Source organism: Methylobacterium sp. 13MFTsu3.1M2 (assembly GCF_900112625.1).
In the GTDB taxonomy this organism is placed as follows: Bacteria; Pseudomonadota; Alphaproteobacteria; order Rhizobiales; family Beijerinckiaceae; genus Methylobacterium.
On sequence record NZ_FOMM01000010.1, the window covers coordinates 191,746 to 214,212 of the forward strand.

Annotated in this window: 20 protein-coding genes; 11 read left to right on the forward strand and 9 right to left on the reverse strand. The window is 71.6% G+C overall.

The window, feature by feature from the left end:
- Window positions 1–154: 154 nt before the first annotated feature.
- The 6 genes from BM314_RS11520 to BM314_RS11545 all read left to right on the forward strand — a co-directional run bounded on the left by BM314_RS11520 (window position 155) and on the right by BM314_RS11545 (window position 6,213).
- Complete coding sequence (locus BM314_RS11520) at window positions 155–934, forward strand: YfdX family protein (RefSeq protein ID WP_020093003.1); 780 nt, start codon at window positions 155–157, stop codon at window positions 932–934.
- 72 nt (window positions 935–1,006) lie between these two features.
- The gene (locus BM314_RS11525; protein WP_020093002.1) at window positions 1,007–1,360 is read left to right on the forward strand and encodes a hypothetical protein; all 354 of its coding nucleotides are present in this window, start codon (window positions 1,007–1,009) and stop codon (window positions 1,358–1,360) included.
- A 104-nt stretch (window positions 1,361–1,464) separates the two neighbouring features.
- The gene (locus BM314_RS11530; RefSeq protein ID WP_020093001.1) at window positions 1,465–1,668 is read left to right on the forward strand and encodes a hypothetical protein; all 204 of its coding nucleotides are present in this window, start codon (window positions 1,465–1,467) and stop codon (window positions 1,666–1,668) included.
- Between the two features lie 228 nt (window positions 1,669–1,896).
- Window positions 1,897–3,360: a sensor histidine kinase gene (locus tag BM314_RS11535; protein ID WP_091978210.1), complete on the forward strand. Its 1,464-nt coding sequence runs from the start codon at window positions 1,897–1,899 to the stop codon at window positions 3,358–3,360.
- Window positions 3,345–4,745 carry a sigma-54-dependent transcriptional regulator gene (locus BM314_RS11540; RefSeq protein ID WP_091978211.1) on the forward strand — a complete coding sequence of 467 codons (1,401 nt, stop codon included), beginning with the start codon at window positions 3,345–3,347 and terminating at the stop codon, window positions 4,743–4,745. The genes BM314_RS11535 and BM314_RS11540 overlap by 16 nt, the downstream gene beginning before the upstream one ends.
- Before the next feature lie 148 nt (window positions 4,746–4,893).
- On the forward strand, window positions 4,894–6,213 hold the full coding sequence (locus BM314_RS11545; protein WP_091680460.1) for an MFS transporter: 1,320 nt from the start codon (window positions 4,894–4,896) through the stop codon (window positions 6,211–6,213).
- A gap of 28 nt (window positions 6,214–6,241) precedes the next feature.
- On the opposite strand, the gene BM314_RS11550 is transcribed toward BM314_RS11545, so the two are convergent.
- Window positions 6,242–6,484, reverse strand: coding sequence for a hypothetical protein (locus BM314_RS11550; protein ID WP_091978212.1), 243 nt, complete (start codon window positions 6,482–6,484; stop codon window positions 6,242–6,244).
- A 170-nt stretch (window positions 6,485–6,654) separates the two neighbouring features.
- Between BM314_RS11550 and BM314_RS11555 the strand changes: the two genes are divergently transcribed.
- From BM314_RS11555 to eda, 3 genes are all read left to right on the forward strand, one after another.
- The gene (locus tag BM314_RS11555) at window positions 6,655–7,776 is read left to right on the forward strand and encodes an asparaginase (RefSeq protein ID WP_056533064.1); all 1,122 of its coding nucleotides are present in this window, start codon (window positions 6,655–6,657) and stop codon (window positions 7,774–7,776) included.
- Between the two features lie 366 nt (window positions 7,777–8,142).
- Entirely contained in the window at window positions 8,143–9,969 is a 1,827-nt protein-coding gene (gene edd / locus BM314_RS11560; RefSeq protein WP_091978213.1) for a phosphogluconate dehydratase, read from the forward strand.
- Between the two features lie 31 nt (window positions 9,970–10,000).
- A complete protein-coding gene (gene eda, locus BM314_RS11565) occupies window positions 10,001–10,618 on the forward strand; it encodes a bifunctional 4-hydroxy-2-oxoglutarate aldolase/2-dehydro-3-deoxy-phosphogluconate aldolase (protein WP_026604904.1) in 618 nt (205 codons plus the stop codon).
- A gap of 154 nt (window positions 10,619–10,772) precedes the next feature.
- Here eda and BM314_RS11570 read toward each other — a convergent pair whose 3' ends face one another.
- Both BM314_RS11570 and BM314_RS11575 read right to left on the reverse strand, forming a co-directional pair.
- Complete coding sequence (locus BM314_RS11570) at window positions 10,773–12,884, reverse strand: ABC transporter ATP-binding protein/permease (protein ID WP_091978214.1); 2,112 nt, start codon at window positions 12,882–12,884, stop codon at window positions 10,773–10,775.
- Between the two features lie 148 nt (window positions 12,885–13,032).
- Window positions 13,033–13,350, reverse strand: coding sequence for a hypothetical protein (locus BM314_RS11575; protein ID WP_026604902.1), 318 nt, complete (start codon window positions 13,348–13,350; stop codon window positions 13,033–13,035).
- Window positions 13,351–13,641: 291 nt separating this feature from the next.
- Between BM314_RS11575 and BM314_RS11580 the strand changes: the two genes are divergently transcribed.
- Both BM314_RS11580 and BM314_RS11585 read left to right on the forward strand, forming a co-directional pair.
- Window positions 13,642–14,274, forward strand: a complete 633-nt coding sequence (locus tag BM314_RS11580; protein WP_056533055.1) for a 2OG-Fe(II) oxygenase — start codon at window positions 13,642–13,644, stop codon at window positions 14,272–14,274.
- A gap of 22 nt (window positions 14,275–14,296) precedes the next feature.
- On the forward strand, window positions 14,297–14,986 hold the full coding sequence (locus BM314_RS11585; protein WP_091978215.1) for a peptidase inhibitor family I36 protein: 690 nt from the start codon (window positions 14,297–14,299) through the stop codon (window positions 14,984–14,986).
- Between the two features lie 9 nt (window positions 14,987–14,995).
- Here the strand turns inward: BM314_RS11585 and lpxB are convergent, their stop codons facing one another.
- From lpxB to bamA, 6 genes are all read right to left on the reverse strand, one after another.
- On the reverse strand, window positions 14,996–16,174 hold the full coding sequence (gene lpxB / locus BM314_RS11590; protein WP_091978216.1) for a lipid-A-disaccharide synthase: 1,179 nt from the start codon (window positions 16,172–16,174) through the stop codon (window positions 14,996–14,998).
- Window positions 16,171–17,040 (reverse strand): LpxI family protein, encoded by an 870-nt coding sequence (gene lpxI, locus BM314_RS11595; RefSeq protein WP_091978217.1) that lies wholly within the window; start codon window positions 17,038–17,040, stop codon window positions 16,171–16,173. Before lpxI ends, lpxB begins: the two co-directional genes overlap by 4 nt.
- A 6-nt stretch (window positions 17,041–17,046) precedes the next feature.
- The gene (lpxA, locus tag BM314_RS11600) at window positions 17,047–17,865 is read right to left on the reverse strand and encodes an acyl-ACP--UDP-N-acetylglucosamine O-acyltransferase (RefSeq protein WP_056533043.1); all 819 of its coding nucleotides are present in this window, start codon (window positions 17,863–17,865) and stop codon (window positions 17,047–17,049) included.
- Window positions 17,862–18,338 carry a 3-hydroxyacyl-ACP dehydratase FabZ gene (fabZ, locus tag BM314_RS11605; protein ID WP_020092987.1) on the reverse strand — a complete coding sequence of 159 codons (477 nt, stop codon included), beginning with the start codon at window positions 18,336–18,338 and terminating at the stop codon, window positions 17,862–17,864. Before fabZ ends, lpxA begins: the two co-directional genes overlap by 4 nt.
- A 109-nt stretch (window positions 18,339–18,447) precedes the next feature.
- A complete protein-coding gene (gene lpxD, locus BM314_RS11610; protein WP_091978218.1) occupies window positions 18,448–19,506 on the reverse strand; it encodes a UDP-3-O-(3-hydroxymyristoyl)glucosamine N-acyltransferase in 1,059 nt (352 codons plus the stop codon).
- A 50-nt stretch (window positions 19,507–19,556) separates the two neighbouring features.
- A complete protein-coding gene (bamA, locus tag BM314_RS11615) occupies window positions 19,557–22,127 on the reverse strand; it encodes an outer membrane protein assembly factor BamA (RefSeq protein WP_026604899.1) in 2,571 nt (856 codons plus the stop codon).
- Between the last annotated feature and the right edge of the window lie 340 nt (window positions 22,128–22,467).

A 22,467-nucleotide genomic window follows, 5' to 3' on the forward strand; every position in this document is an offset into this window, starting at 1 on the left:
CGCCCGGCGGCGCATTGCCGTTCTTTAATCTTCCGGTCATGCGACCAAATGGTGGCTGATCTATTATCTGAACACGGAATGAATGAGGCCAATGCAGATGAAGGCCTTATCTCCGGCACTAGAGGGAGATATTACTATGTCCTATCGCAAATCTATGGCTGCGGCTCTCGTGCTCACCACAATCCTCGGTGGAACCGCCTACGCGGCGGAGCAGGCCGCCCAGACCAACGGCACGCAGATCAGCGCGAGCCAGGCGGCGGTCGACAAGGATGTCGGCAAGCTCTCGAAGGACGGCGCACAGGGCTTCAGGGATCTCCAGCTCACCCGCCTCGCGATCTTCGAGGCCAATCCCGGCCAGGCCAAGGACATGATCGCCAAGGCGCAGGCCGCCTTCGCCAAGGCCAAGACCGACGACGCGGTCTTCACCAAGGCCGAGGCCGACCTCAAGTCGCCGGCCGACATGGCCGCCCACAAGGCGACTGCGCCGAGCGCCAAGGCCGACACCAAGGCCGATACCAAGACGGCCTCCAAGGAGCAGGTGGCCTGGGTCCCGGTCGACGCGCAGCTGACCCTCGGCGACGACTTCGTGGCCACGCCCGCCAAGGCCTCCGCGGTGACCGAGGCGAACAAGAACCTCGCTCAGGGCGACCAGAAGGGGGCCCTGGAGAAGCTCAAGCTCGCCCATGTCGACGTCAACTTCACCATGGCGGTCCTGCCCCTGAACAAGACCATCACCGACGTCGATCAGGCCGCGACGCTGATCAATCAGGGCAAGTATTACGAGGCCAACGCCGCCCTGAAGTCGGCCCAGGACAACATGCGCTTCGACGTGATCGACGCGATCGCGGTGCCCCAGAAGGCGGCCGCCGCGACGGCCGACAAGGGCGCGCCGCAGGCCACCGGCACGACGGCGGGTGCCAAGACCAGCAAGTGACCGAACGCCGACGACGGCCGCGCCTGACGGATCTCGGGCGCGGCCCGGTCGGCGCACAGGAGGGAGGGTCGCGTGCGGCGATTCTGGATCTCGACCATCCTGGGACTCGAACTGCTCCTCGGCGGGACCCTGGCGGCCTCCGCCCGGACGGCGGGGGTTCCGGACTTCAACATCCGGGCGATCTGCGCGCCGGAGCACCGGGCGGGATCGACCGCCGTCGACCGGGCGAGCTACCGCGGCTGCCTGTCCGACGAGGCCGCCGCCCGGCGCACCCTGATCAAGCGCTGGGCGACGTTCGACGTGGCGGAGCGCCGGACCTGCGCGACGGAGAGCCAGATCGGCGGAGCCCCGTCCTACGTGGCGATGCTGACCTGCGTGCAGCTCGGAAGCGACGCCCTGCCGATCAACCCGTCGGGCCAGCCCTGAGACGAGACCCTCCGCGCGACGGATCGCACGCCCGTGATCCGCGCATGAGGAACCGGCGGCATCGCCAAGACGTCCTGCAATGTCGATTGAGTGGAGGAGGCATCATGTTCAAGACTACGGCGCGCGCTGCTCTTTGCCTGGCCTGTCTCTGGTCGGTCACGCCGGCCCTGGCGGCCCCGAAGGAGATGCCCCAGGGCAAGCGTGACGAGATGTCGATGAAGGACACCAAGCACGAAGTGGTGATGCAGCGGAAGGAGAATAAGGAAGCCAACAAGAACGTCGACAGCCTCATCACGAACCGCAAGTGAGCGCGCGCGCCGACGACTGATCGATCGTACGTCCGAGAGGGGTGCTGGACGCGGCGCCCCTCTCCCGGCGGTCCCGCGCCCGGCCCGGGGCCGTAAGCGCGCGTCGCGCCGGCACCGTGGGACCAGCGCAGTCTCCGCGTGGTCGGGGACCGGGCAATGGCTTAGGAACGGGGTCCGGGCGCGCGACGCCGCCGCAGGAGCCAGCGCCATGCCGGGTCGGACACCGCCGTGACGGCCTACAGCCTGCGCGCCCGGCTGCTCGCGCTCTGGGTCCTGCTGGTCGCCTCCGCGGCCGCCACCGCCTACCTGATGCTCGGCGTCTACGACCAGTCGACGGGCGTCCAGGTGGCGCAGGCCGATCTCGCGGTCGGGCGGGCCTGCCGCGAGATCATCGACCGGTACGCCGCTCTGGTCCGAGCCCGCGGCCCGAGGATCGCGGAGGCCGATCTCGTCGGCACCGTGTCGGCCGCGCTGACGCGCTTCCCGGGGATCGAGGGCGGGATCTGGAGCACCGCGCGCGGGTCGGTGGCCTACGCCTATCCGACCTACGAGGGATCCGGGCCGAAGACCGACTTTCCGGCGGCCGAGCGCGACGCCATCGCGGCGCTGAACGCCCAGGCGCTGCGGGTCGACCACGCGGCCTCGGAGCGGCGGCCGAGCCGGACCCAGGTTCTCATGCTCCAGGCCTGCCCGCTGCACGGGCCGGAGGCCGGCCTGACCGCGTGGTCGATGACGCGCGCGCACGTGAACGACGGCCCCACCTACACGCGCTTCCTCGCGGGCCTCGGCTTCCTCGCCGCCACGGTACTCGGATCGGCCGCGTTCCTGAGCTGGTTCCTGTACGGGTTCTCGGGGCGGATCGCCCGGCTCGAGGCCGCGCTCGCCGCGCCGCGTCCGGACGGCCAGGACCTGCCCCATCTCGACCGCACCGGCGAGCGCGAGCTCGACCGGCTGGTCGACGCCCTCAACGCCGCCGGCGGGCGGCTGCGGGAGGCCCAGGCCCGGATCGTGGCGACCGAGCGCCTCGCCGCCGTCGGCCGTCTGGCGGCGAGCATCGCCCACGAGATCCGCAACCCCATCGCGGCGATGCGGCTGAAGGCCGAGAACGCCCTGGTCAGCGCCGATCCGCACCGCGCCGCCGTCGCCCTCGAGACCGTTCTCGGCCAGATCGCCCGGGTCGACACGCTGCTGCGCGACCTCCTCAACCTGACGCAGGCGCGGCCGCTCAACCGGATGCCCACACCCGTGGCACCGCTCCTGGCCGAGTGCGCGGGCCTGCACGAGGATCTGGCGCGCGCGCGCTCTGTCCGGATCGCGGTCGAGGCCGACGGGCTGCCCGCCGCGGACCACCCGCATCTCGACCGGGCGCAGGTCGCCCGCGCCGTCGACAACCTGCTGCTGAACGCCCTGCAGCACGCGCCGCCGGGCGGGCGGGTCCGCCTCGGCGCCGAGCGGGTGACGGTCGACGGCGCGCTGCGGCTGCGCCTCAGCGTCGCCGACACCGGCGGCGGGGTCGACCCGGCGATCCGCGCCAGCCTGTTCGAGCCCTTCGTCACCGGCCGGCCCGACGGGACCGGCCTGGGGCTCGCGATCGTGCGCGAGATCGCCCTGGCGCATCGAGGCGAGGCGAGGCTGGTCGAGGGCGCGCCGGTGACCACCTTTGTCCTGGATCTGCCATGGCAACCATCCTGATCGTCGACGACGACAGAGCCCTGCGCGACGGGCTCGCCGAGACGGTGACCGATCTCGGGCATACCGCGCTCCCGGTCGCCTCCGGGTCGGAGGCGCTGGCGCGGCTGGGCGCGGGTCCGGTGGCGGCGGTGCTCCTCGACCTGCGCATGCCCGGAGACCTCGACGGCATGGCCACGCTGGAGCGGATCCGGGCCCTGCCGGAGCCGCCGCCCGTGACGGTCCTGACGGCCTTTGCGAGCCCGGCCAACACGATCGAGGCGATGCGCCTCGGGGCGCACGACCACCTGACCAAGCCGATCGGCCGGGCCGACCTCGCCGCCGTCCTCGACGCGATGCTGCGCGACGCCCGCTCCGATCCCGTCGGCGCCGCCCCGCCGCCGGACCACCCGGTCCTGATCGGGGCGAGCGCGGGCATGCGGAAGGTCCAGAAGACCATCGGTCTCGTCGCCGACAACGCGTCCACGATCCTGGTCCAGGGCGAGACCGGCACAGGCAAGGAGGAGGTCGCCCGGGCCCTGCACGCCTTCTCGCGGCGGCGCGCACGGCCGTTCGTTCCGGTGAACTGCGCGGCGATCCCGGCCGAGGCTCTGGAGAGCGAGCTGTTCGGCCACGTCCGGGGCGCCTTCGCGGCCGCGACCGCCGACCGCGCGGGCGCCTTCCACGAGGCCCAGGGCGGCACCCTGTTCCTGGACGAGATCGGCGACATGCCGGCCGCGATGCAGGCGAAGATCCTGCGGGTGATCCAGGACGGCGTCGTGACCCCGCTGGGGGGCCGCCCTGCCCGGGTCGATGTCCGCCTCGTGGCGGCGACGCATCGTGACCTGCCGGCGCTCGTCGCCGCCGGCGGGTTCCGCGCCGACCTGTACTACCGGCTGAACGTCGTTCCGATCACCCTGCCGCCCCTGCGCGAGCGCCTGGCCGACATCGTGCCGCTCGCCGAGCACTTCCTGGTCCCTTCGGGCAAGCGCCTGAGCGGCGGGGCCGCCTCGCGCCTGCTCGCCTACGAGTGGCCCGGCAATGTCCGCGAGCTGCGCAACGTCGTGGAGCGCGCCGCCATGCTGGTGCGCGGCGGCGTGATCGCGGCCGAGGCCATCGATCTGCCGACCGCGCGACCCGACCGCCGCGGCGAGGACGGCGCGGCCGACTGGCTCGCCGGCGACCTGCCCGGGGCCGTGGCCCGCCTGGAGCGCACCATGATCGCGGCCGCGCTCCGCGAGGCCGACGGCAACCGTGCCCGGGCCGCCCGCCGGCTCGGCATCCAGCGGCAGCTCCTCTACGCCAAGATCGAGCGCTACGGCCTCGGCGCGCCGGGCACCGATCTGTCGGAAGAGACGACAGACACTGTCGGGAATCCCGACGCTTCGGCCGACACCGACACGGCCTGAGGCCCGTGCGGGCCGGAGAACCGTTCACATCCCGCGTGAGGCCCGCGCCGCGCGGGAACCGATGGTGCGCGCGGGCGTCGAGCCCCGCGTGCGACGGCGCGGCCCGGATCGGGGCCGCGCCGTCCGTCGGTCGGGGGATCGCGGCAGGATGAACAGCATCGAGACGGGCGCCCGCGGCGCCGGCGGCCGGACACCCTCGGCCAAGGCTCTGCGCGGCCTCGACGCGCTCAACTTCTTCCTCGCCGACGTGCGCGACGGCCTCGGCCCCTACCTCGCCATCTACCTGATCGCCGTGCGCGGCCCCGACCAGGGCTGGAACGAGGCCACGACCGGCCTCGTGATGACCATCGCGGGCATCCTCGGCCTCGTGGCGCAGACGCCCGCCGGCGCGCTGATCGACGCCACCAACCACAAGCGCGCGGTGGTGATCGGCGGCGCCATCGCGGTGACGGCCAGCTGCCTCGTCCTGCCATTCATCACGAACTTCTACCTCGTCACCGCCACCCAATCGATCGCCCACGTCGCCGGGACGATCTTCCCGCCGGCGCTGGCCGCGATCACGCTCGGCCTCGTCGGGCCGAAGATGTTCGCCAAGCGGATCGGCCGGAACGAGGGCTTCAACCACGCCGGCAACGCGGTCTCCGCCGCCCTGGCGGGCGGGCTCGCCTACTTCTTCGGGCCGGTGGTCGTGTTCTGGCTGATGGGCATCCTGGCGGCGCTGTCGATCGGCGCCATGCTGATGGTGCCGGCCGACGCCATCGACAACGACCTCGCCCGCGGGATGACCGAGGCGGAGGAGCAGGCTCAGGAGAAGCCCTCCGGCCTCGCCACCCTGCTGCAGAACCGGGCGCTGCTGATCTTCGCGGTGCTCTGCGCGATCTTCCACCTCGCCAACGCGGCGATGCTGACCTCGGTGGGCCAGCTCCTGACGCACATCTCGGGCAAGGACCACGCGACCTCGCTGATCGCGGTCTGCATCGTGGCGGCGCAGTGCGTGATGGTGCCGGTGGCGATCTTCGTGGGCGCGAAAGCCGACGTGATCGGCCGCAAGCCGATCTTCCTCACCGCCTTCGGCATCCTGGCGCTGCGCGGCGTCCTGTACACGCTGTCGGACAACCCGTTCTGGCTGGTGGGCGTCCAGCTCCTCGACGGCATCGGGGCCGGCGTCTACGGCGCGCTGTTCCCGATCGTCGTCGCCGACCTCACCCGCGGCGGCGGCCGATTCAACGCGGCCCAGGGCGCCGTGGCGACGGCCCAGGGCATCGGCGCCTCCCTGAGCGCGACGCTGGCCGGCGTGATCATCGTGTCGGCGGGTTACTCCACCGCCTTCCTGGCGCTGGCGGCCATCGCGGCGCTCGGCTTCGTCCTCTACTTCGCGCTGATGCCCGAGACCCGCGAGGCGGTGCGCGCGGGCAGCGAGCCCGAGAGCGGCGCCGGCATGCCGCCGGCCGTGCCGGCGAGCGCCTGAGCGCCGGGATCGGATCCGGAGGCCGGGCTCAGGACGCGGCGGCCAGCTCCGGCGCGGCCTCGCTCGCCACGGATTTGCCCGGTCCGAGTTGGCCCGGCACGGTCGCCTCCGGCGGGGCCTTCCGCGAGACGTAGTAGATGTCGACGGCGCGCCAGAACGCGCCCTGCTCCTCCGTCGAGCGGCGCGCGAGGGAGGTCTCGAGGATCGACATCGCGGCCCGCGCGGGCTCGCTCCGCTCGAGTTCCTCGAGCAGGCCGGCGAGATGCAGCATGGGATCTATCTCCGAGCGGACAGCAACCCCCATCAACGCCCGAGCTTGCGTAACGATCCGTCGCGCCCTGCACGTGGGCGCCCTGCATGATCCTTGCCTCGGGCCGGGGCGCGGCTACCATCCCCGCGTCGAGTCCCACTCGCTCTCCCGTCAACCATCGAGGATCTCCGATGTTCTCCTGCCGAAGCGGCGCGGCTCTTCCCCTGCGCGGAGCGGTCTTCGCCCTGGCCCTGGCCAGCGGATTCGGGGCGGCGCCCCTCGTCGCCCGCGAGATGCCCGAGGCCGGCACGGCCGCCGCGGCGAAGAAGCCGAACGTCGTGATCCTCGCCACCGGCGGGACGATCGCGGGCGCCGGCGCCGACGCCGCCAACAGCGCCACCTACACGGCCGCCAAGGTGCCGGTCGACAAGCTGATCGCCGCCGTGCCGCAGGTGAACACCATCGCCAACGTCCGCGGCGAGCAGGTCTTCCAGATCGCCTCCGAGAGCTTCACCGACGCCCAGCTGGTCCAGCTCGGCAAGCGCGTGTCCCAGCTCCTGAAGCAGGACGACGTCGACGGGATCGTCGTCACGCACGGGACCGACACGCTGGAGGAGACCGCGTTCTTCCTCGACCTCGTGGTGAAGAGCGACAAGCCGATCGTGGTGGTCGGCTCGATGCGGCCGGGCACGGCGATCTCGGCCGACGGCGCCCTCAACCTGCTCGACGCCGTCACGGTCGCCGCCAGCAAGGAGGCGATCGGCCAGGGCGTCACCGTGACGATGAACGACTACATCCAGTGCGGCCGCGACGTGAACAAGCGGACCAACATCGTGCCCAGCGCCTTCTACAGCCAGTGGGGACCGCTCGGCATGGTGGTCGAGGGCAAGACCTACTTCTTCCGCTCGCTGACGAAGCGGCACAACATGAGCTCCGAGTTCGACATCGACCAGATCGACAGCCTGCCGCTGGTCGGCATCGTCTACGGCTCGGGCAACATGATCCCGGGCGTCTACGACGCCGAGCTCCAGGCCGGCGCCAAGGCGATCGTCAACGCCGGCACCGGCAACGGCTCGGTCCCCGGCTACCTCGTCGACAAGCTGAAGGAGATCCGCTCCAAGGGCGCCATCGTGATCCGCTCGTCGCGGGTGCCGGACGGCTTCGTCCTGCGCAACGCCGAGCAGCCCGACGACAAGTACGACTGGGTGGTCGCCCACGACCTGAACCCCGCCAAGGCCAAGATCCTGGCGGCCGTGGCGCTCACCAAGACCAGCGACACCAAGGAGCTGCAGCGCATCTTCTGGGAGTATTGAGGCCAGGGACGTGCTGGGTCTCTGAGGTTCGACCTCATCCTGAGACGTGCTGACGCCGGGCGTCCAGGCAGAGGCGTGAGCGCACCGTCTTCGCGAGCGCAGCGAAGCAATCCAGGGTCGCGCTGCCCTGGGTCACTTCGCTTCGCTCGTGATGACGATGTGAGTGGCATCGAGCGTGAGCGTTCGCTGCCCTGGACGCGGGGTTTCCTGAGCCGGCGGGCGGCCCTCGCGGCGTCGCCGGCGCGCGCCCCGGGTTACATCCCGCGGCGCACCCCTTAGATACCGGCCACCGACGCGGGCGCGCGGCCGATCCCGACTCGCGGCCTCGGCCGCGCGCCCGTCGGCACCGAGCCTGGAGGAACGAGCATGACCGAGCTTCATCCCGAGGTCGCGGCGGTCACCGAGCGCGTCGTAACGCGCTCCCGCGAGACCCGGCGCGCCTATCTCGACCTGATCGCCCGCGAGCGCGAGGCGGGGGTCCGGCGCGGGAAGCTCGCCTGCGGCAACCTCGCCCACGGCTTCGCGGCCTCCGGCGAGGACAAGGCGGCGATCCGCGACGAGCGGACGGTGATGAACATCGGCATCGTCACCGCCTACAACGACATGCTCTCGGCCCATCAGCCGTACGGCCGCTACCCGGAGCAGATCAAGCTGTTCGCCCGGGAGCGCGGCGCCACCGCGCAGGTCGCGGGCGGCACGCCGGCCATGTGCGACGGCGTCACGCAAGGGCAGAGCGGCATGGAGCTGTCGCTGTTCTCCCGGGACACGATCGCGCTCTCCACCGCGGTCGCGCTGAGCCACGGCATGTTCGACGGCGCGGCGCTGCTCGGCATCTGCGACAAGATCGTGCCGGGCCTGCTGATCGGGGCGCTCCGCTTCGGCCACCTGCCGACGATCCTGATCCCGGCCGGGCCCATGCCGTCGGGTCTCGCCAACAAGGAGAAGCAGCGGATCCGCCAGCTCTACGCCGAGGGCAAGGTCGGCCGGGCGGAGCTGCTCGAATCCGAGTCCGCCTCCTACCACGCGGCCGGGACCTGCACGTTCTACGGCACGGCCAACTCCAACCAGATGATGATGGACATGATGGGCCTGCACATGCCGGGCGCGTCCTTCATCAATCCCGGCACCAAGCTGCGCCAGGCGGTGACCCGAGCGGCGATCCACCGGCTCACCGAGATCGGCGGCGCCGGCAACGACTACCGGCCGCTCGGCCTCTGCGTCGACGAGAAGGCGATCATCAACGCCGCGGTCGGCCTGCTCGCCACGGGCGGATCGACCAACCACGCGATCCACCTGCCGGCCATCGCGCGCGCGGCCGGCATCGTCATCGATTGGGAGGACATCGACCGCCTGTCCAGCGCCGTGCCGCTGATCGCCCGCGTCTACCCGAACGGCGCCGGCGACGTGAACCACTTCCACGCCGCGGGCGGCATGAGCTTCGTGATGGCGGCCCTGCTCGACGCGGGCCTCCTGCACGACGACATCCTGACCGTGTCGGGCCAGACGCTGCGCGACCACGCCCGCGACCCGAAGCTCGACGGCGAGGAGCTGGTCTTCGAGGACGCCGTGCCGGAGAGCCTGGACGACACGATGCTGCGCCGGCCCGGCAACCCGTTCCAGCCCGACGGCGGCATGCGGCTCGTGAAGGGCAATCTCGGCCGGGCGACGTTCAAGACCAGCGCCGTCGAGGAGCATCGCCGCACCATCGAGGCCCCGGCCCGGGTCTTCTCCGACCAGGACGAAGTGCTGAAGGCGTTCAAGGCCGGTGAGCTGGAGCGCGACGTCGTGGTCGTGGTCCGGTTCCAGGGCCCGAGGGCCAACGGCATGCCGGAGCTCCACAAGCTCACGCCGCCGCTGGGCGTGCTGCAGGACCGCGGCCACAAGGTCGCCCTGGTGACGGACGGGCGGATGTCGGGCGCGTCCGGCAAGGTGCCGGCCGCCATCCACCTGAGTCCCGAGGCGCTCGGCGGCGGCCCGATCGGGCGGATCCGCGACGGCGACGTCGTCCGCCTCAGCGCGGCCGACGGGCTGCTGGAGGTGCTGGTCGACGAGGCGGAACTCGCGGGCCGCTCCGAGGCCGAGGCGCCGGAGCCGGCGCAGGGCACCGGGCGGGAGCTGTTCGCGTTCATGCGCCAGGGGGCCGACACGGCGGAGCGGGGCGCCTCGGCGATGCTCGCCGCCGCCGGCCTCTGAAACCGAGAGGGAGTTGCCGACCATGAACGATCTGACCAGCATCGACGCGCTGATGCGCTCCGTGCCCGTCATTCCGGTCCTGGTGATCGACGACGCGGCGCAGGCGCGGCCCATCGCCGAGGCCCTGGTGAAGGGCGGCCTGACCGCCCTGGAGGTCACCCTGCGGACCCCGGCCGCCCTCGACGTCATCCGGGAGATGACCCGGGTCGAGGGCGCGGTGGTGGGCGCCGGGACGGTGCTCAACCCGCGCGATCTCGAGAAGGCCCTGGCGGCGGGGGCCGAGTTCATCGTCTCGCCGGGCCTCACCGAGCCGCTGACCGACGCCGCCAAGGCCAACGGCGTGCCCTACCTGCCCGGCGTCGCGACGGCGGCCGACATCATGCGCGGCCTCGACCACGGGCTCGACCGGTTCAAGTTCTTCCCGGCGGAGGCCGCGGGCGGGATCAAGGCGCTGAAGGCGCACGCGGCGGTGTTCGGCGCGGTGCGGTTCTGCCCGACGGGCGGGATCACCGAGCTGAGCGCCCCGGACTGGCTGTCGATCCCGTCCGTGCTCTGCGTCGGCGGCAGCTGGGTGGTGAAGCCCGGCACGCCGGATCCGGCGGCGATCGAGCGGGCGGCCCGGGCCGCCGCGGGGTTGCGCAAGGCGTAAGCCCCGCAACCGACGTCCTTGCGAGCGAAGCGAAGCAATCCAGGGTCGCGCCACATCTCCAGGATGTCGCGCTGCCCTGGTCACTTCGCCGCGCTCGTGATGACGGAGAGGGCGCGGCCCCGCCCCTCAGAGGGGGAGGAGCTGTTGCAGCCTCTCACTCCGCCGGCAGCGGCTGCCTCTGCACCCGCGGGACGAAGACACCGCTCTCCGGCTCGAGCGCGATGCGCCGGTCGTGGAAGGCGTCCAGCGTCGAGCGATGGCCGATCGACACGATCGTCGTGCCGGGGAGCTGCTCGCGCAGCATCCGGTAGAGGGCGGCCTCGGAGGGCTCGTCGAGGGAGGCCGTCGCCTCGTCGAGGAACAGCCATTCGGGCTTGGCCAGCAGCGCGCGGGCGATGGCGAGCCGCTGCTGCTCGCCACCCGACAGCCGCCGCTCCCAGGTGTCGCTCTCGTCGAGATGGTCGACGAGGTGGGGGAGCTGGGCGGCCGTCAGGGCGTCCCGGATCGCCGCGTCCGAGAACTGGTCGGTGGTGTTGGGGTAGACAACGGCGCCGCGCAGGGTCCCCTGCGGAATGTAGGGCCGCTGCGGCAGCAGCAGGGCCGACTGTCCGGCGGGCACGTCGACCCGGCCCTTGCCGAACGGCCAGATCCCCGCGATCGCCCTGAACAGGGTCGACTTGCCGGAGCCGGAGGGGCCCGTGACCAGGGTCGCGCCGCCGCGCGACAGGGTCAGCGCGTCGGCGGTGACGATCGGCTTCCCGTTCGGCAGGGCGAGGACCAGATCGCGCGCGGTGACGTCGCCGGTGGTCTCGTTGCCCTGGACGAGACCGTAGCCCGCCGATTCCAGCGCCTCGGCCTTGGTCATCGCCCGGCGGAAGGAGCCGAGACGGATGGTGTTGGCCTTGTAGGCCGCGAGCGTCGTGTACGAATCCACGAAGAACGAGAGCGAGCTCTGCACCTGGCTGAAGGCCTGGGACGTCTGCTGGAGCGCGCCCAGCGTGATCTTCTTGGCGAAGAAGGACGGGGCCGCCAGCACCATCGGGAAGATGACGCTCGCCTGCCGGTAGCTGAACGTGAAGGCGATCAGCTTGATGCGGCGGAAGATGATCCCGACGTAGTTGTCGATCACGCTGTGGAACAGGCTCGAGAGCCGCGAGGCCTCCGCCCGCTCGCCGCGCAGCAGGGCGATCTGCTCGGAGTAGATGCGGTTCCGGGCCAGCGCGAAGCGGAAATTCGCCTCGACCTGCTCCTGCCGGAAGTCCAGCCCGATGAGCGGCCGGCCGATCAGGTGGGTGAGCCACGTGCCGACCACCGCGTAGGCGATCACCAGCCAGACCAGGAAGCCCGGGATCACCGTGTCGGTGAACGGCACGACGAAGTCGCGCGACAGGGTCCAGAGGATCACGATGAACGAAACGAGCTGCGCGGCCTGGCTGAGAAGCCGGATCGACAGCGTCGTGGTCTGCACGATGAAGCTGTTGACGTCGGCCTGGATGCGCTGGTCCGGGTTGTCCGCTTCCTCGTCGGTGAACGGGATCCGGTAATGCGTGCCGTTGCCGAGCCAGCGCTCGTACAGGCTGTGGGTCAGCCACGTGCGCCAGCGGATGAGCAGCGAGGAATCGACGAACAGGTCGAACATGCCGATGGCGATGTTCAGCGTGGCCAGCGGCACGAACACCCAGAGCAGCTGGTACCAGAACGCGTTCGCGTCGTATTCCTGGAGCGAGTTGTAGATGTCGCGGTAGAAAAAGTTGAACCGCAGCGTCAGCGCCACGTCGGCGAAGTTCACGAAGATCGACAGCGCCACGAGGTTGCGGCCGATCCGGCCCTCGGTGGTGCCAAACCAGCGGAACAGGCCGATCTCCTTGGTCGGCTTGTCGCGATTGGCGAAGTACGGGTCGGCGATGTTGGTGATCGCGCGGATCGGCTCGAGATGCGAGATGCCGAGCACGATGGCGGCGAAGACCACCGCGCCGGTGGCGGCGAAGGCCGGCGGGAGCAGCGCGGCGATCACCGGCGGCAGGAGCCCCATGGCGGCGATCGTCTTCGATCCGGCGAGCAGCAGGTAGCCGACGCCGTAGACCGAGACGAAGACCTTCAGGTAGGCCGAGATGCCGTTCGAGGCGATCAGGATGCCCGCCATGGCGAAGCCGGCGAGGGAGACGTAGAGCGGTGGGCTCGGAATTCCGGGAAACGCCAGCAGGATCAGCGCGGCCAGGGCCGTGAGCACGGCCTGGATGCCCAGTCCGGTCCTGAGTGCTGCCACCGTCGATCCCCCATCCGTGCGCGCCCGCCCGGGGCGCCGCCGGCGGCCTTGGCCCCGGCAGATGGCCAGATAGTGGCACTCGGCCCGCGCTGTCGCGTGAAACTTTGGTCACGTTCCGGCGGTGCGGCGATTTACGCGGGCGCCGCCGCTACCAGTTCCACTCCTCGAAGCCGGGCTCGCGGCAATGGTAGCCGATCGGGCATTGCGGGTTGTCGCGCGTCGGGGCGAAGCGCAGCTCGGCGATCTCCGCGCCGCTGCACTGGCCGGGATTGCTGACGAACCGCTCCGGCGCCGCTCCGGCGGCGATGATCACGTCGCCCTCGTTCTTCACCAGGGCCATCGCCTCGGAGCAGGTCATGCGGGCCGTCATCGAGCCGCGCGGCGGCCGCGACTGCGCACGGGCCTCGACCCCGGCCGCGACGGCGGCGAGGTGGGCGAACAGCAGAGCGAGGGCCAACGGCCTCATCGGGCACGGGTTCCGGTACGCACCCGGGAAGAAAGCCCGCGGGTCTGGCGCCATCCTGCACAAGCGGGCCGCCCGAGACTGTCACCGGAATGCGCCACCGGGCCGCTTTCGCCGTCGGACCGCCGCAATCGGCGGATTAGGAGATTCCGGGATCGCCGGAAGCAGCAGTAGATCTGTGGTCGTGGACGCCTGCGCGGGCGGCCCCGGCACGACGGCTGGACCGGCCCCCCGGCACGCGTCTCCGGCGCCCCGCGTGCCGGCCGACCGGCGCCGGAGCCAAGGGACCCAGCGATGTCCGCTCTCTCGATCCTCGACATCTCCGCCGTGCGCGCCGCGCCCGTCTCCCGCGAGCCCTACGCCTACACGCTCGGCAGCAACGTCCTGAATCCCGACGCGATCGACGACATCCGGCGCGACTTCCCGGACATCGCCAAGCCCGGCTACCTCACGGTCGACGAGGTCACCCTGAAGGGCCGGTTCAAGGCGCTGATCGACGAGCTGGAGAGCGACGCCTTCTCGAAGATCCTCGGCGAGAAGTTCGGCATCGACCTCGTCTCCTGCCCGCGCCTGACGACCATCATGCGCCGCAGCCAGCTGAAATACGGCTCGATCCACACCGACGGCCCGTCGAAGGTGCTCACCCTGCTCGTCTACATGAACGACGCCTGGGACGCCCCGGCGGCCGGCCGCCTGCGGGTGCTCTACGACGGCCGCAACTACGAGCCCTTCGCGGTGGAGGTCCCGCCGACCATGGGCACGATGTTCGCGTTCCTGCGGGCGGACAATTCCTGGCACGGCCACGAGCCCTTCGAGGGCGAGCGGCGCGTGGTCCAGGTGGCGTGGCTCAGGGACGCGTCGGAGCTGGAGCGCAAGCGCAAGCGCAACCGCACGGCGCAGTTCCTGAAGGGCATCTTCGGCCGCTGAGCGGACGAGAGGGGGGCGGACCATGGGGGCGGTCGTTCTGGCGGATCCGGGCGACGGGGCGCGTTCCGGCTCCTGGCGTCGCTTCGCCTTGCCGACCCTCCTCATCCTCGGCTGGGTGGGCCTGTTCGCCTACAGCGCCGCCTACCTCACCGAGGACCTGCCGTTCCGCCCGTCCCCGCCGGAAGCGAGCCCGTCCGCGGCGGGGTCCGCCGCGCCGCGCCCCGCGCGCCGCGTCGTGATGCTCGACGAGCCCGACCCGCTCACCGCCCCGGCCGAGCCGCCCGGCCAGACCGCCATGGCGGCCTCTCCGGCGCCGGCGGCCCCGCAGAGTGCCGCCGCGCCGCCCGCGACCACGGCGAATGCCCGCCCGGCCCCGGGCGCCGCTCCGGCCGCCGCCGTGCCCACCGCGGTGCCCGCCGCCGAGTATGTCGGTGTCTGGGGCCCGACGCCGGAGGCCTGCGGAGCGCGCTCGCGCCGCCGCGGCTACATCCCGGCCACGATCACGCAGGACCGCGCCCGCGCGGGCCGCACGCTGTGCCTGTTCCACGACGTGCGGCGGAGCGGCGGCGCCTGGGTCACGGCCGCCGAGTGCAGCGATCGCGGCCGCCACTGGTCGTCGCAGGTCCGCCTGCAGGTCGACGGCGAGCACCTGACCTGGTCGAGCAGCCGCGGGACCTCGACCTATATCCGCTGCGGCCGTCGCGCCGGCTGAGCGGCGCCGTCACGCCGCCGGATCCGCTCCCTGCCCCCCGGCCGCGCGCAGGACGATCCGCGCCGCGGCCCGGCTCGGCGTGTCCGCCGCGGCGAGCCGCATCAGCCCGTCGATGCGGCCGAGGGCGGCGAGCTGGACGTCGCGCTCGTGACCGCCGGCCAGGAGCGGCCGCAGGGCGCCGGCGAGGCGCTCCGGGGTGCAGTCGGCCTGGACGAATTCCGGCATCGCGTTCTCGGCGAGGATCAGGTTCGGCAGCACGATGCTCGGGACCTGGATCAGCCGGCGGGCGATGAACTCCTCCGCCCGCGAGACCTTGTAGGCCACGACCATCGGGACGCCCGCGAGCGCCAGCTCCAGCGTGACCGTGCCGGAGGCGGCGAGCGCCGCCCGGGCCTCCCGGAAGGCCGCGTATTTCGGCGCCTCGCCGGTGACGATGCGGACCGGCACCGGCCACCCGGCCGACAGCCGCTCGATCAGGGCCCTGTGCCGGGTCACGGCGGGCAGGACCGCCTCGACCGCCAGGCCCTCGGCGACGCGGGCCAGCGCCGCGCCGAAGACCGGCATCAGCCGCTCGATCTCGGACCGCCGGGAGCCCGGCAGGACCACGAGGCTGTAGGGAACGGCCTCGCGCCGCCCCCGCTCGGCCGCGCCGGGCCGCAGCTCCGGGAGGCGCTCGATCAGCGGGTGCCCGACATAGGTGCAGGGCGGGCCGCCGAGCCGCAGATGCGCGTCGGGCTCGAACGGGAGCAGGGCCAGCACGTGGTCGATGAACGGCCGCATGCCCTTCGCCCGCCACGGCCGCCACGCCCACACGCTCGGGGACACGTAGTCGATGATCGGGATGCCGGGGGCCGCCCTGCGCACGCGCCGCGCCACCGCGTGGGTGAAGCCCGGGCTGTCGATGATCACCAGCACGTCGGGCCGCGCGCGAATCGTCGCCTCGACGGTCTCGCGGATGCGGCGGAGCAGGGTCCGGGCCCGGGCGAGGACCGGCAGGTAGCCCATCACCGCCACGTCATCGAGGGGGAACAGGGACGCGAACCCCGCCTCCGCCATGGCCTCGCCGCCGACGCCGCCGAAGACGGTGTCGGGCGCGGCCTCGCGCAGGGCGCGCATCAGCTTGGCGCCGAGCTGGTCGCCGGAATCCTCGCCAGCCACGAGCCAGATCGTGCGGGGCCGGCCGGTCACGGCGCGCCCCCGTACCCGACCACGAACAGGCCGAGGCGGTCGGCCTCCGCGGCCGTCGCCGCCCGGTCGATGACCAGGGTCCCGCCGGCCTCCAGGGCGAGCCCGGCGCAGCCCGCCCGGGCCGCGTTGCGGACGGTCCGCGCGCCGACGGCCGGGAGATCGATGCGGCGGTCCTGGCCGACCTTCGGGGCCTTCACCAGCACGGTCGCGGGCATCGCCCGGCCGAACCCGAAGGGGCGCCGCCCCAGGGCCCGGGCCCGGGCCAGCATGCGGTCCGTGCCCTCCGGCCCCTCCACGGCGAGGATCCGGTCGCCGGCCAGGACGACCGCCTGCCCCAGGTCGTAGGGCGAGAGGGCGTCGAGGACGCCGCGCCCGGTGCGGATCGAGGCGGCCGCCTCCGCGTCCGGAGCCCGGCGCCCGAGCGGGCCGTCCGGGCAGAGCAGGTCCGGCGCGGCCTCGTGGACGCCGACGACCCGGTGGCCCGCCTCCTCGACCAGCGTGACCGCCGCCCGCAGCAGGCGGTCGTCCCCGCCGCCGGCGATCGCCCGCAGGGCCTCGCGGTTGCGCAGGGCGGCGCCCGCGTTGAGGATCGCGGCCGGGCTCGGGCGGGAGACGCCGCCCGCCGGCACCACGGTCGCCGGCCCCCAGAGCCGCAGCAGCTTCAGGGTGGCCGCGAGATCGAGGAGGTCGACCGTGGCGTCGGCGCCCGCGCGCAGGGCCGGTCCGGTGAAGCCGCGCAGCGCGATCACCCGGAAGGGCCGGCGCGCCCGGCGGAGCGACTCGGCGACGAGCTCCGGGAGGCGCCCCGCCCCCGCGATCAGGACCAGGGCCCCCTCTGGGGCGGGGGCGGGATCGGCCTCGGTCACGGCCGCTTAGGCGGCGCTGATCGGGGTCGGAACCTCGCGCGGCGTGCAGATCGAGCGCTTGCCGCCGAGGCGGATGAAGTCGAGGATCTCGGCGACCGCCGCGTGGGACTCGAAGGTCGCGGCCACGTCCTCCACCCGCTCCATCAGCGTGCCCTCGGGGGCGAAGAGCAGGCGGTAGGCGCGCCGCAGCGCGTGGATGTCCTCGCGGGCGAAGCCGCGGCGCTGCAGCCCGATGATGTTGAGCCCCGACAGGTAGGCCCGGTTGCCGAGCACCATGCCGTAGGGGATGCAGTCGTTCTCCAGGCCCGACAGGCCGCCCACGAAGGCGTGCGCGCCGACCCGCGCGAACTGGATCACGGCGGCGCCGCCGCCCAGGATCGCGTAGTCGCCGACGCTGCAATGGCCCGCCAGCATGACGTTGTTGGAGAAGATCACGTGGGCGCCGACCCGGCAATCGTGGCCGACATGTGAGTTGGCCAGGAAGGTGCAGTGGTCGCCGACCACGGTCTCCAGGCCGCCGCCGCTGGTGCCCGGGTTCATGGTGACGCCCTCGCGGATCAGGCAGTCGGCGCCGATCGTCAGGGTCGAGGCCTCGCCCCGGTATTTCAGGTCCTGCGGCTGGTGGCCGATGGACGCGAAGGGGAAGATCCGGGTGCGGGGGCCGATCGCGGTGCGGCCCGCCAGGACCACGTGGCTGATGAGTTCGCAGTCCGCGCCGAGCACGACCTCGGGCCCGACATGGCAGAAGGGGCCGATCCGCGCCCCGTCGCCGATGCGGGCGCCGGACTCGATCACCGCGCTCGGGTGGATGACGGGGGCGGTCACTCCGTCACCAGCATGGCACTGATCTCGGCCTCCGCGACCAGGGTGCCGTCGACCCGGGCCTCGCCGCGGAACCACCACATGGTCCGGCGCTGGTTCAGCTTCGTCATGTGGAAGCGCACCTGGTCGCCGGGCGTGACGGGCTTGCGGAACTTGCACTTGTCGATGGTCATGAAGAACACCTGCTTGGTGTTCCGCCCGTCCGCCCGGATGTGGCGGCAGCAGATCGCCCCCGCCGTCTGCGCCATGCCCTCGATCAGGAGTACGCCCGGGAAGACCGGCATGTCGGGGAAGTGGCCCATGAACTGCGGCTCGTTGGCCGTGACGTTCTTGATGCCGACGCAGGATTCGTCCCGGTCGATCTCGACGATGCGGTCGACCATCAGGAACGGGTAGCGGTGCGGCAGCAGCTCCAGCAGCGTCTGGATATCGGCTATGCCCAGCTCGCTGCCGGTCTCGCGCGCCGCCTCACTCATCGAAATCCGCACCTCGACTTGCCGCCATCGGCGGCCCGCAATCCGGCCGCCACCGGGGCGCCGACCGCCCTATTCGGAAGAAATCGCCGGAAGCGCAAGGCCTTCCCGGTCAGGCGTCGTCTCCGGCGGGCTCCTTGCCCGAGCGTTCCGCGAGCCGCGCGAGCGTCGTCAGCTCGCGGAACCAAGCCCGCACCGGCTTGGCGGGCGTCCCGCCCCAGCGGCTGCCCGGCGGCACGTCGCGGTTGACGTTGGACGAGCCGGCGATCTGCGCGCCGCGACCGATGCGCAGGTGGCCGACGACGCCGACCTGCCCGCCGAGGACGACGTAATCCTCCAGCGTGGTCGAGCCCGAGATGCCGACCCCCGACACGATGACGCAGTGGCGCCCGATCACGACGTTGTGGGCGATCTGCACGAGGTTGTCGATCTTGGTGCCCTCCCCGATCACCGTGTCGCGCGAGGCGCCCCGGTCGACCGTGGTGTTGGCACCGATCTCGACGTCGTCCTGCACGATCACCCGCCCGACTTGCGGCACCTTGAGGTGGGTGGCGCCCATGGCGAAGCCGAACCCGTCCTGTCCGAGCCGGGCCCCCGGATGCAGGATCACCCGGTTGCCGAGGAGGGCGTGGCTGAGGGTCGTGGCCGCGCCGATCGCGCAGTCGCGCCCGATCCGGACGCCCGGCCCGATGACGGCGTTCGGCCCGATCACCGTGCCGGCGCCGATCTCGGCTCCCGGCCCGATCACCGCGCCGGGATCGACCGTGACCCCGTCCTCGAGCCGGGCCTCGGGATGGACGTGGGCGCCGGAGGCGACGCCGCGGACCGCGAACTGGGAACCGGGACGCAGCGCGTCCGGGTGCAGGCGGCCGAGCAGGGCCGCGTAGACGCGGTAGGGATCGCGGCTGACGAGGGCGACGGTCCCGGCGGGGCAGCGCGCCGCGAAGCGGGGCGAGATGAGGCACACGCCCGCACGCGTCGCCGCGAGGGCGTCGCCGTAGCGGGCATTGTCCATGTAGGCGAGGTGGTCCGGACCGGCACTCTCCAGGGAGGCCGCGCCGCTGAACCGGCGATCCGGATCCGCTCCCTCGGGGAGGCCGAGGCCGGCGGCGGCCGCGATCTCGGCCAGGGTGAGGCCGGTGGCGGCGGTGAAGAAGACGGGATCTGTCATGTCCGACAACGCGCCGGCCGGGAGAATCCGGCCGGCGCGCGTGTTTTTTATCAGAAGCGCGAGCCGCCGGAGAAGCGGAAGGCCTGGACCTGATCCGCGCCGATATGGCCGAACTTGCCGAGGATCGGGACGAACACCTTCTGACCCTCGTCCTTGGACAGAGCGTAGGCGTAGTCGAACCGGATCGGGCCGAGCGGCGAGTTCCACAGGATGGACGCGCCGATCGAGGAGCGGATCGCCGCCGTGTCGCGGACGTTCACGCATTCCGGCTCCACGCCGATCGTGAAGGCGTTGAAGTTGCACTTCCCGGTCGTCGGCGAGATGCCGTTGATGAAGGCGTCGCCGTTCACGTTGAAGTTCCGCTGGCCGTGATAACCGAACAGCGTGCCGGCATCGGCGAAGAGCGCGCCCTTCAGGCCCAGATCCCGCGGAACGAGGGGCAGCGGGAACTGCACTTCGAGGGTGCCGCCGACGTAGGTCGAGCCGCCGATGGCGTTCGAGCGGGCGTCGGCGATGCCGACGTCGCGCGGACCGATGCCGTTCGGCGCGAAGCCGCGGACCAGCGACGGGCCGAGGAAGAACTGGTCGGTCACCCGCAGCGGGTCGTTGTTGAGCGACGAGATGTGGCCGCCCTGGAAGCGGATGAAGCCGACAACGTCCTCGAAGATCTCCTTGTAGTACCGCGCGTCGGCGGTCACGCGGAAGAACTTGGAGTCGCCGCCCAGGCCCGCGACGTCGGGCTTCAGCTCGGCGTAGAGACCGTTGCGGGGCGCGCCGATCACGTCGAGGGTCGAGTAGGCGAGCGTCAGGCCGGCCAGCGAGGTCAGCGTGTTGCCCTGCGAGCCCTTGATGGCGATCGAGGCCTCGCCGTCATACGCGCAGTTCGGGTAGATCGACTGGCCGCCGATGTTGCGGCCGGTGTTCGGGTCGATCGTGCCCGCCGCGTAGGTGGCGGTGTAGCCGGGGATCGGGATCGAGCAGTCGTTGTACGGCCGCTTGAGGGTGTTCGGCACCTTCAGCTCGGTGTTGTACAGCGAGTAGCGCAGCGTGATGCCGAACTCCTCGGTGATCGGCAGGCCGAGGCGCAGCTGACCGCCGTACACCGTGGTCTCGTAGCGCGAGTACCGGGTCAGGTCGGAGTACTTGTAGAAGGCATCGAAGCCCGCCGCGAGGCGGTAGCCGAGGAAGTACGGCTCGGTGAACGAGAAGTCGACGCCGCGCGAGTACTGGCCGCCCGTGCCGGCGAGCCGGACGTACTGGCCACGGCCGAGGAAGTTCGACTCGGAGACCGAGACCTCGCCGATGATGCCGTCCTGGGTGGAGTAGCCGCCCGCCACCGAGAACGAACCCGTGGGCTGATCCTCGACGTCGATGTTGATGACCACCCGGTCCGGGGCCGAGCCCGGCTCGTTCGAGAAGCGGACCTTCTTGAAGAAGCCAAGGCCGTTCAGGCGCCGCTCGGCGCGGTCGGTCAGCACGCGGTTGTAGGCATCGCCCTCCGCGATATCGAGCTCGCGGCGGATGACGTAGTCGCGGGTGCGGGTGTTGCCGCGGATGTTGATGCGCTCGACGTAGACGTGCGGGCCGTCCTCGACCACGAAGCCCAGGGAGACCTGGTGGCTCGCCGGGTCGCGCTGGCCGGTCGGGCGGACCTGCGCGAACGGGTAGCCAGCGCGGTTGACCTGGCGGGTGACGTTGTTGAGCGTCTTCTCGACGTCGTCGGCGTTGTAGACGTCGCCCACGGAGGTGGCGATGTCGCTGTCGAGCTTCGCGGTGTCGAGGCCCGGCAGGCGGGAATCCACCTGGACGGCGCCGACCCGGTACTGCTCGCCCTCGCTCACCGTGATGGTGATGACGTAGCCGGACTTGTCGCCCTCGACGTAGCGCGCGTCGGCGCTGACCACCTGGAAGTCGGCGTAGCCGTTCTTCAGGTAGTAGCGGCGGACCTGGTCGAGGTCGTTGGTGATGCGGTCGGGATCGTAGACGTCGGAGGTCTTGATGAACGACAGGAAGTTCATCTCCGAGGAGCTCATCAGCCCCTTCAGCGTCCGCTCCGAGTAGGCGTTGTTGCCGACGAAGTTGATCGAGAGGATGCCGGTCTTGTCGCCCTCGTCGATCTGGTAGATCACGTCGACGCGGCCGTTGGGCAGGTCGACGGTCCGGTAGGTCACCTTGGCGGTGCCGCGGCCGAAGCGCTTGTAGACGTCGCGGATGCGCGCGAGGTCGGCGTTGATGATCGCCTCGCTGTAGGGCCCGCGGGACTTGGCCTCGACCACCCCTTCCAGGGTGGCCTTCTCGATCTTCTTGTTGCCCTCGAAGACCACGCGGTTGATCAGGTTGTTCTCGCGGACGGTCACCACCGTGCGGCCACCCGACTGGGCGACCTTCACGTCGGAGAACATCCCGCTAGCGAGCAGGTTGCGGCGGGCCTCCTCGGCGGAGCCGGACGCCGTCCCGGTCACGTAGGACCGGATCGTGTCGGCATCGACGCGCTGGTTGCCCTGGACGACGATCTGCTGCGCCTGGGCAGCCCCGCTCAGGACGACACCCAGACCGGCAGTGACTAGGACGATGGTTTTCCGCACCGACTTACGTCGGGGCTTCCCCGTCAACGACATCATGCAATCGCCCGTTTCTGTTCTGGTCGCGGGGGTTAGCCCGTCACGGGCGACCGTTGATCGGCCGTCCCGTCACCTGGTCCAAGCGTGGCTTCGGTCCAAGCGTAGCTCTTAGCGGGATTCCCCTGCCAAGCAAACGCGCGGGAGGCCATCGTCAGGGGATTTTGGGGGGTCGTGGCCTTCGCGCCACTTAACGGTGCGGTCAGCTTACGGGCAAACCGCGGATCATGGTGAACGCGCCGTAAACGCCTGAGCGACCGGCCCTTTTCCGCGCCGCTCGCGGTCGCGTGAAGGTCCCGTTAACCCTGTTTCGGCGCGTCGGCGCGGCGTCATCCGGGCGGTG

What these genes read in the sequence shown, in the direction of transcription:
- BM314_RS11520 (WP_020093003.1), top strand. Translation starts at nt 155, where the DNA reads ATGGCTGCGGCTCTCGTGCTCACCACAATCCTCGGTGGAACCGCCTAC.
- BM314_RS11530 (WP_020093001.1), top strand. Translation starts at nt 1,465, where the DNA reads ATGTTCAAGACTACGGCGCGCGCTGCTCTTTGCCTGGCCTGTCTCTGG.
- BM314_RS11540 (WP_091978211.1), top strand. Translation starts at nt 3,345, where the DNA reads ATGGCAACCATCCTGATCGTCGACGACGACAGAGCCCTGCGCGACGGG.
- BM314_RS11545 (WP_091680460.1), top strand. Translation starts at nt 4,894, where the DNA reads ATGAACAGCATCGAGACGGGCGCCCGCGGCGCCGGCGGCCGGACACCC.
- BM314_RS11550 (WP_091978212.1), bottom strand. Translation starts at nt 6,484, where the DNA reads ATGCTGCATCTCGCCGGCCTGCTCGAGGAACTCGAGCGGAGCGAGCCC.
- BM314_RS11555 (WP_056533064.1), top strand. Translation starts at nt 6,655, where the DNA reads ATGTTCTCCTGCCGAAGCGGCGCGGCTCTTCCCCTGCGCGGAGCGGTC.
- edd (WP_091978213.1), top strand. Translation starts at nt 8,143, where the DNA reads ATGACCGAGCTTCATCCCGAGGTCGCGGCGGTCACCGAGCGCGTCGTA.
- BM314_RS11575 (WP_026604902.1), bottom strand. Translation starts at nt 13,350, where the DNA reads ATGAGGCCGTTGGCCCTCGCTCTGCTGTTCGCCCACCTCGCCGCCGTC.
- BM314_RS11580 (WP_056533055.1), top strand. Translation starts at nt 13,642, where the DNA reads ATGTCCGCTCTCTCGATCCTCGACATCTCCGCCGTGCGCGCCGCGCCC.
- BM314_RS11585 (WP_091978215.1), top strand. Translation starts at nt 14,297, where the DNA reads ATGGGGGCGGTCGTTCTGGCGGATCCGGGCGACGGGGCGCGTTCCGGC.
- fabZ (WP_020092987.1), bottom strand. Translation starts at nt 18,338, where the DNA reads ATGAGTGAGGCGGCGCGCGAGACCGGCAGCGAGCTGGGCATAGCCGAT.
- lpxD (WP_091978218.1), bottom strand. Translation starts at nt 19,506, where the DNA reads ATGACAGATCCCGTCTTCTTCACCGCCGCCACCGGCCTCACCCTGGCC.
- bamA (WP_026604899.1), bottom strand. Translation starts at nt 22,127, where the DNA reads ATGATGTCGTTGACGGGGAAGCCCCGACGTAAGTCGGTGCGGAAAACC.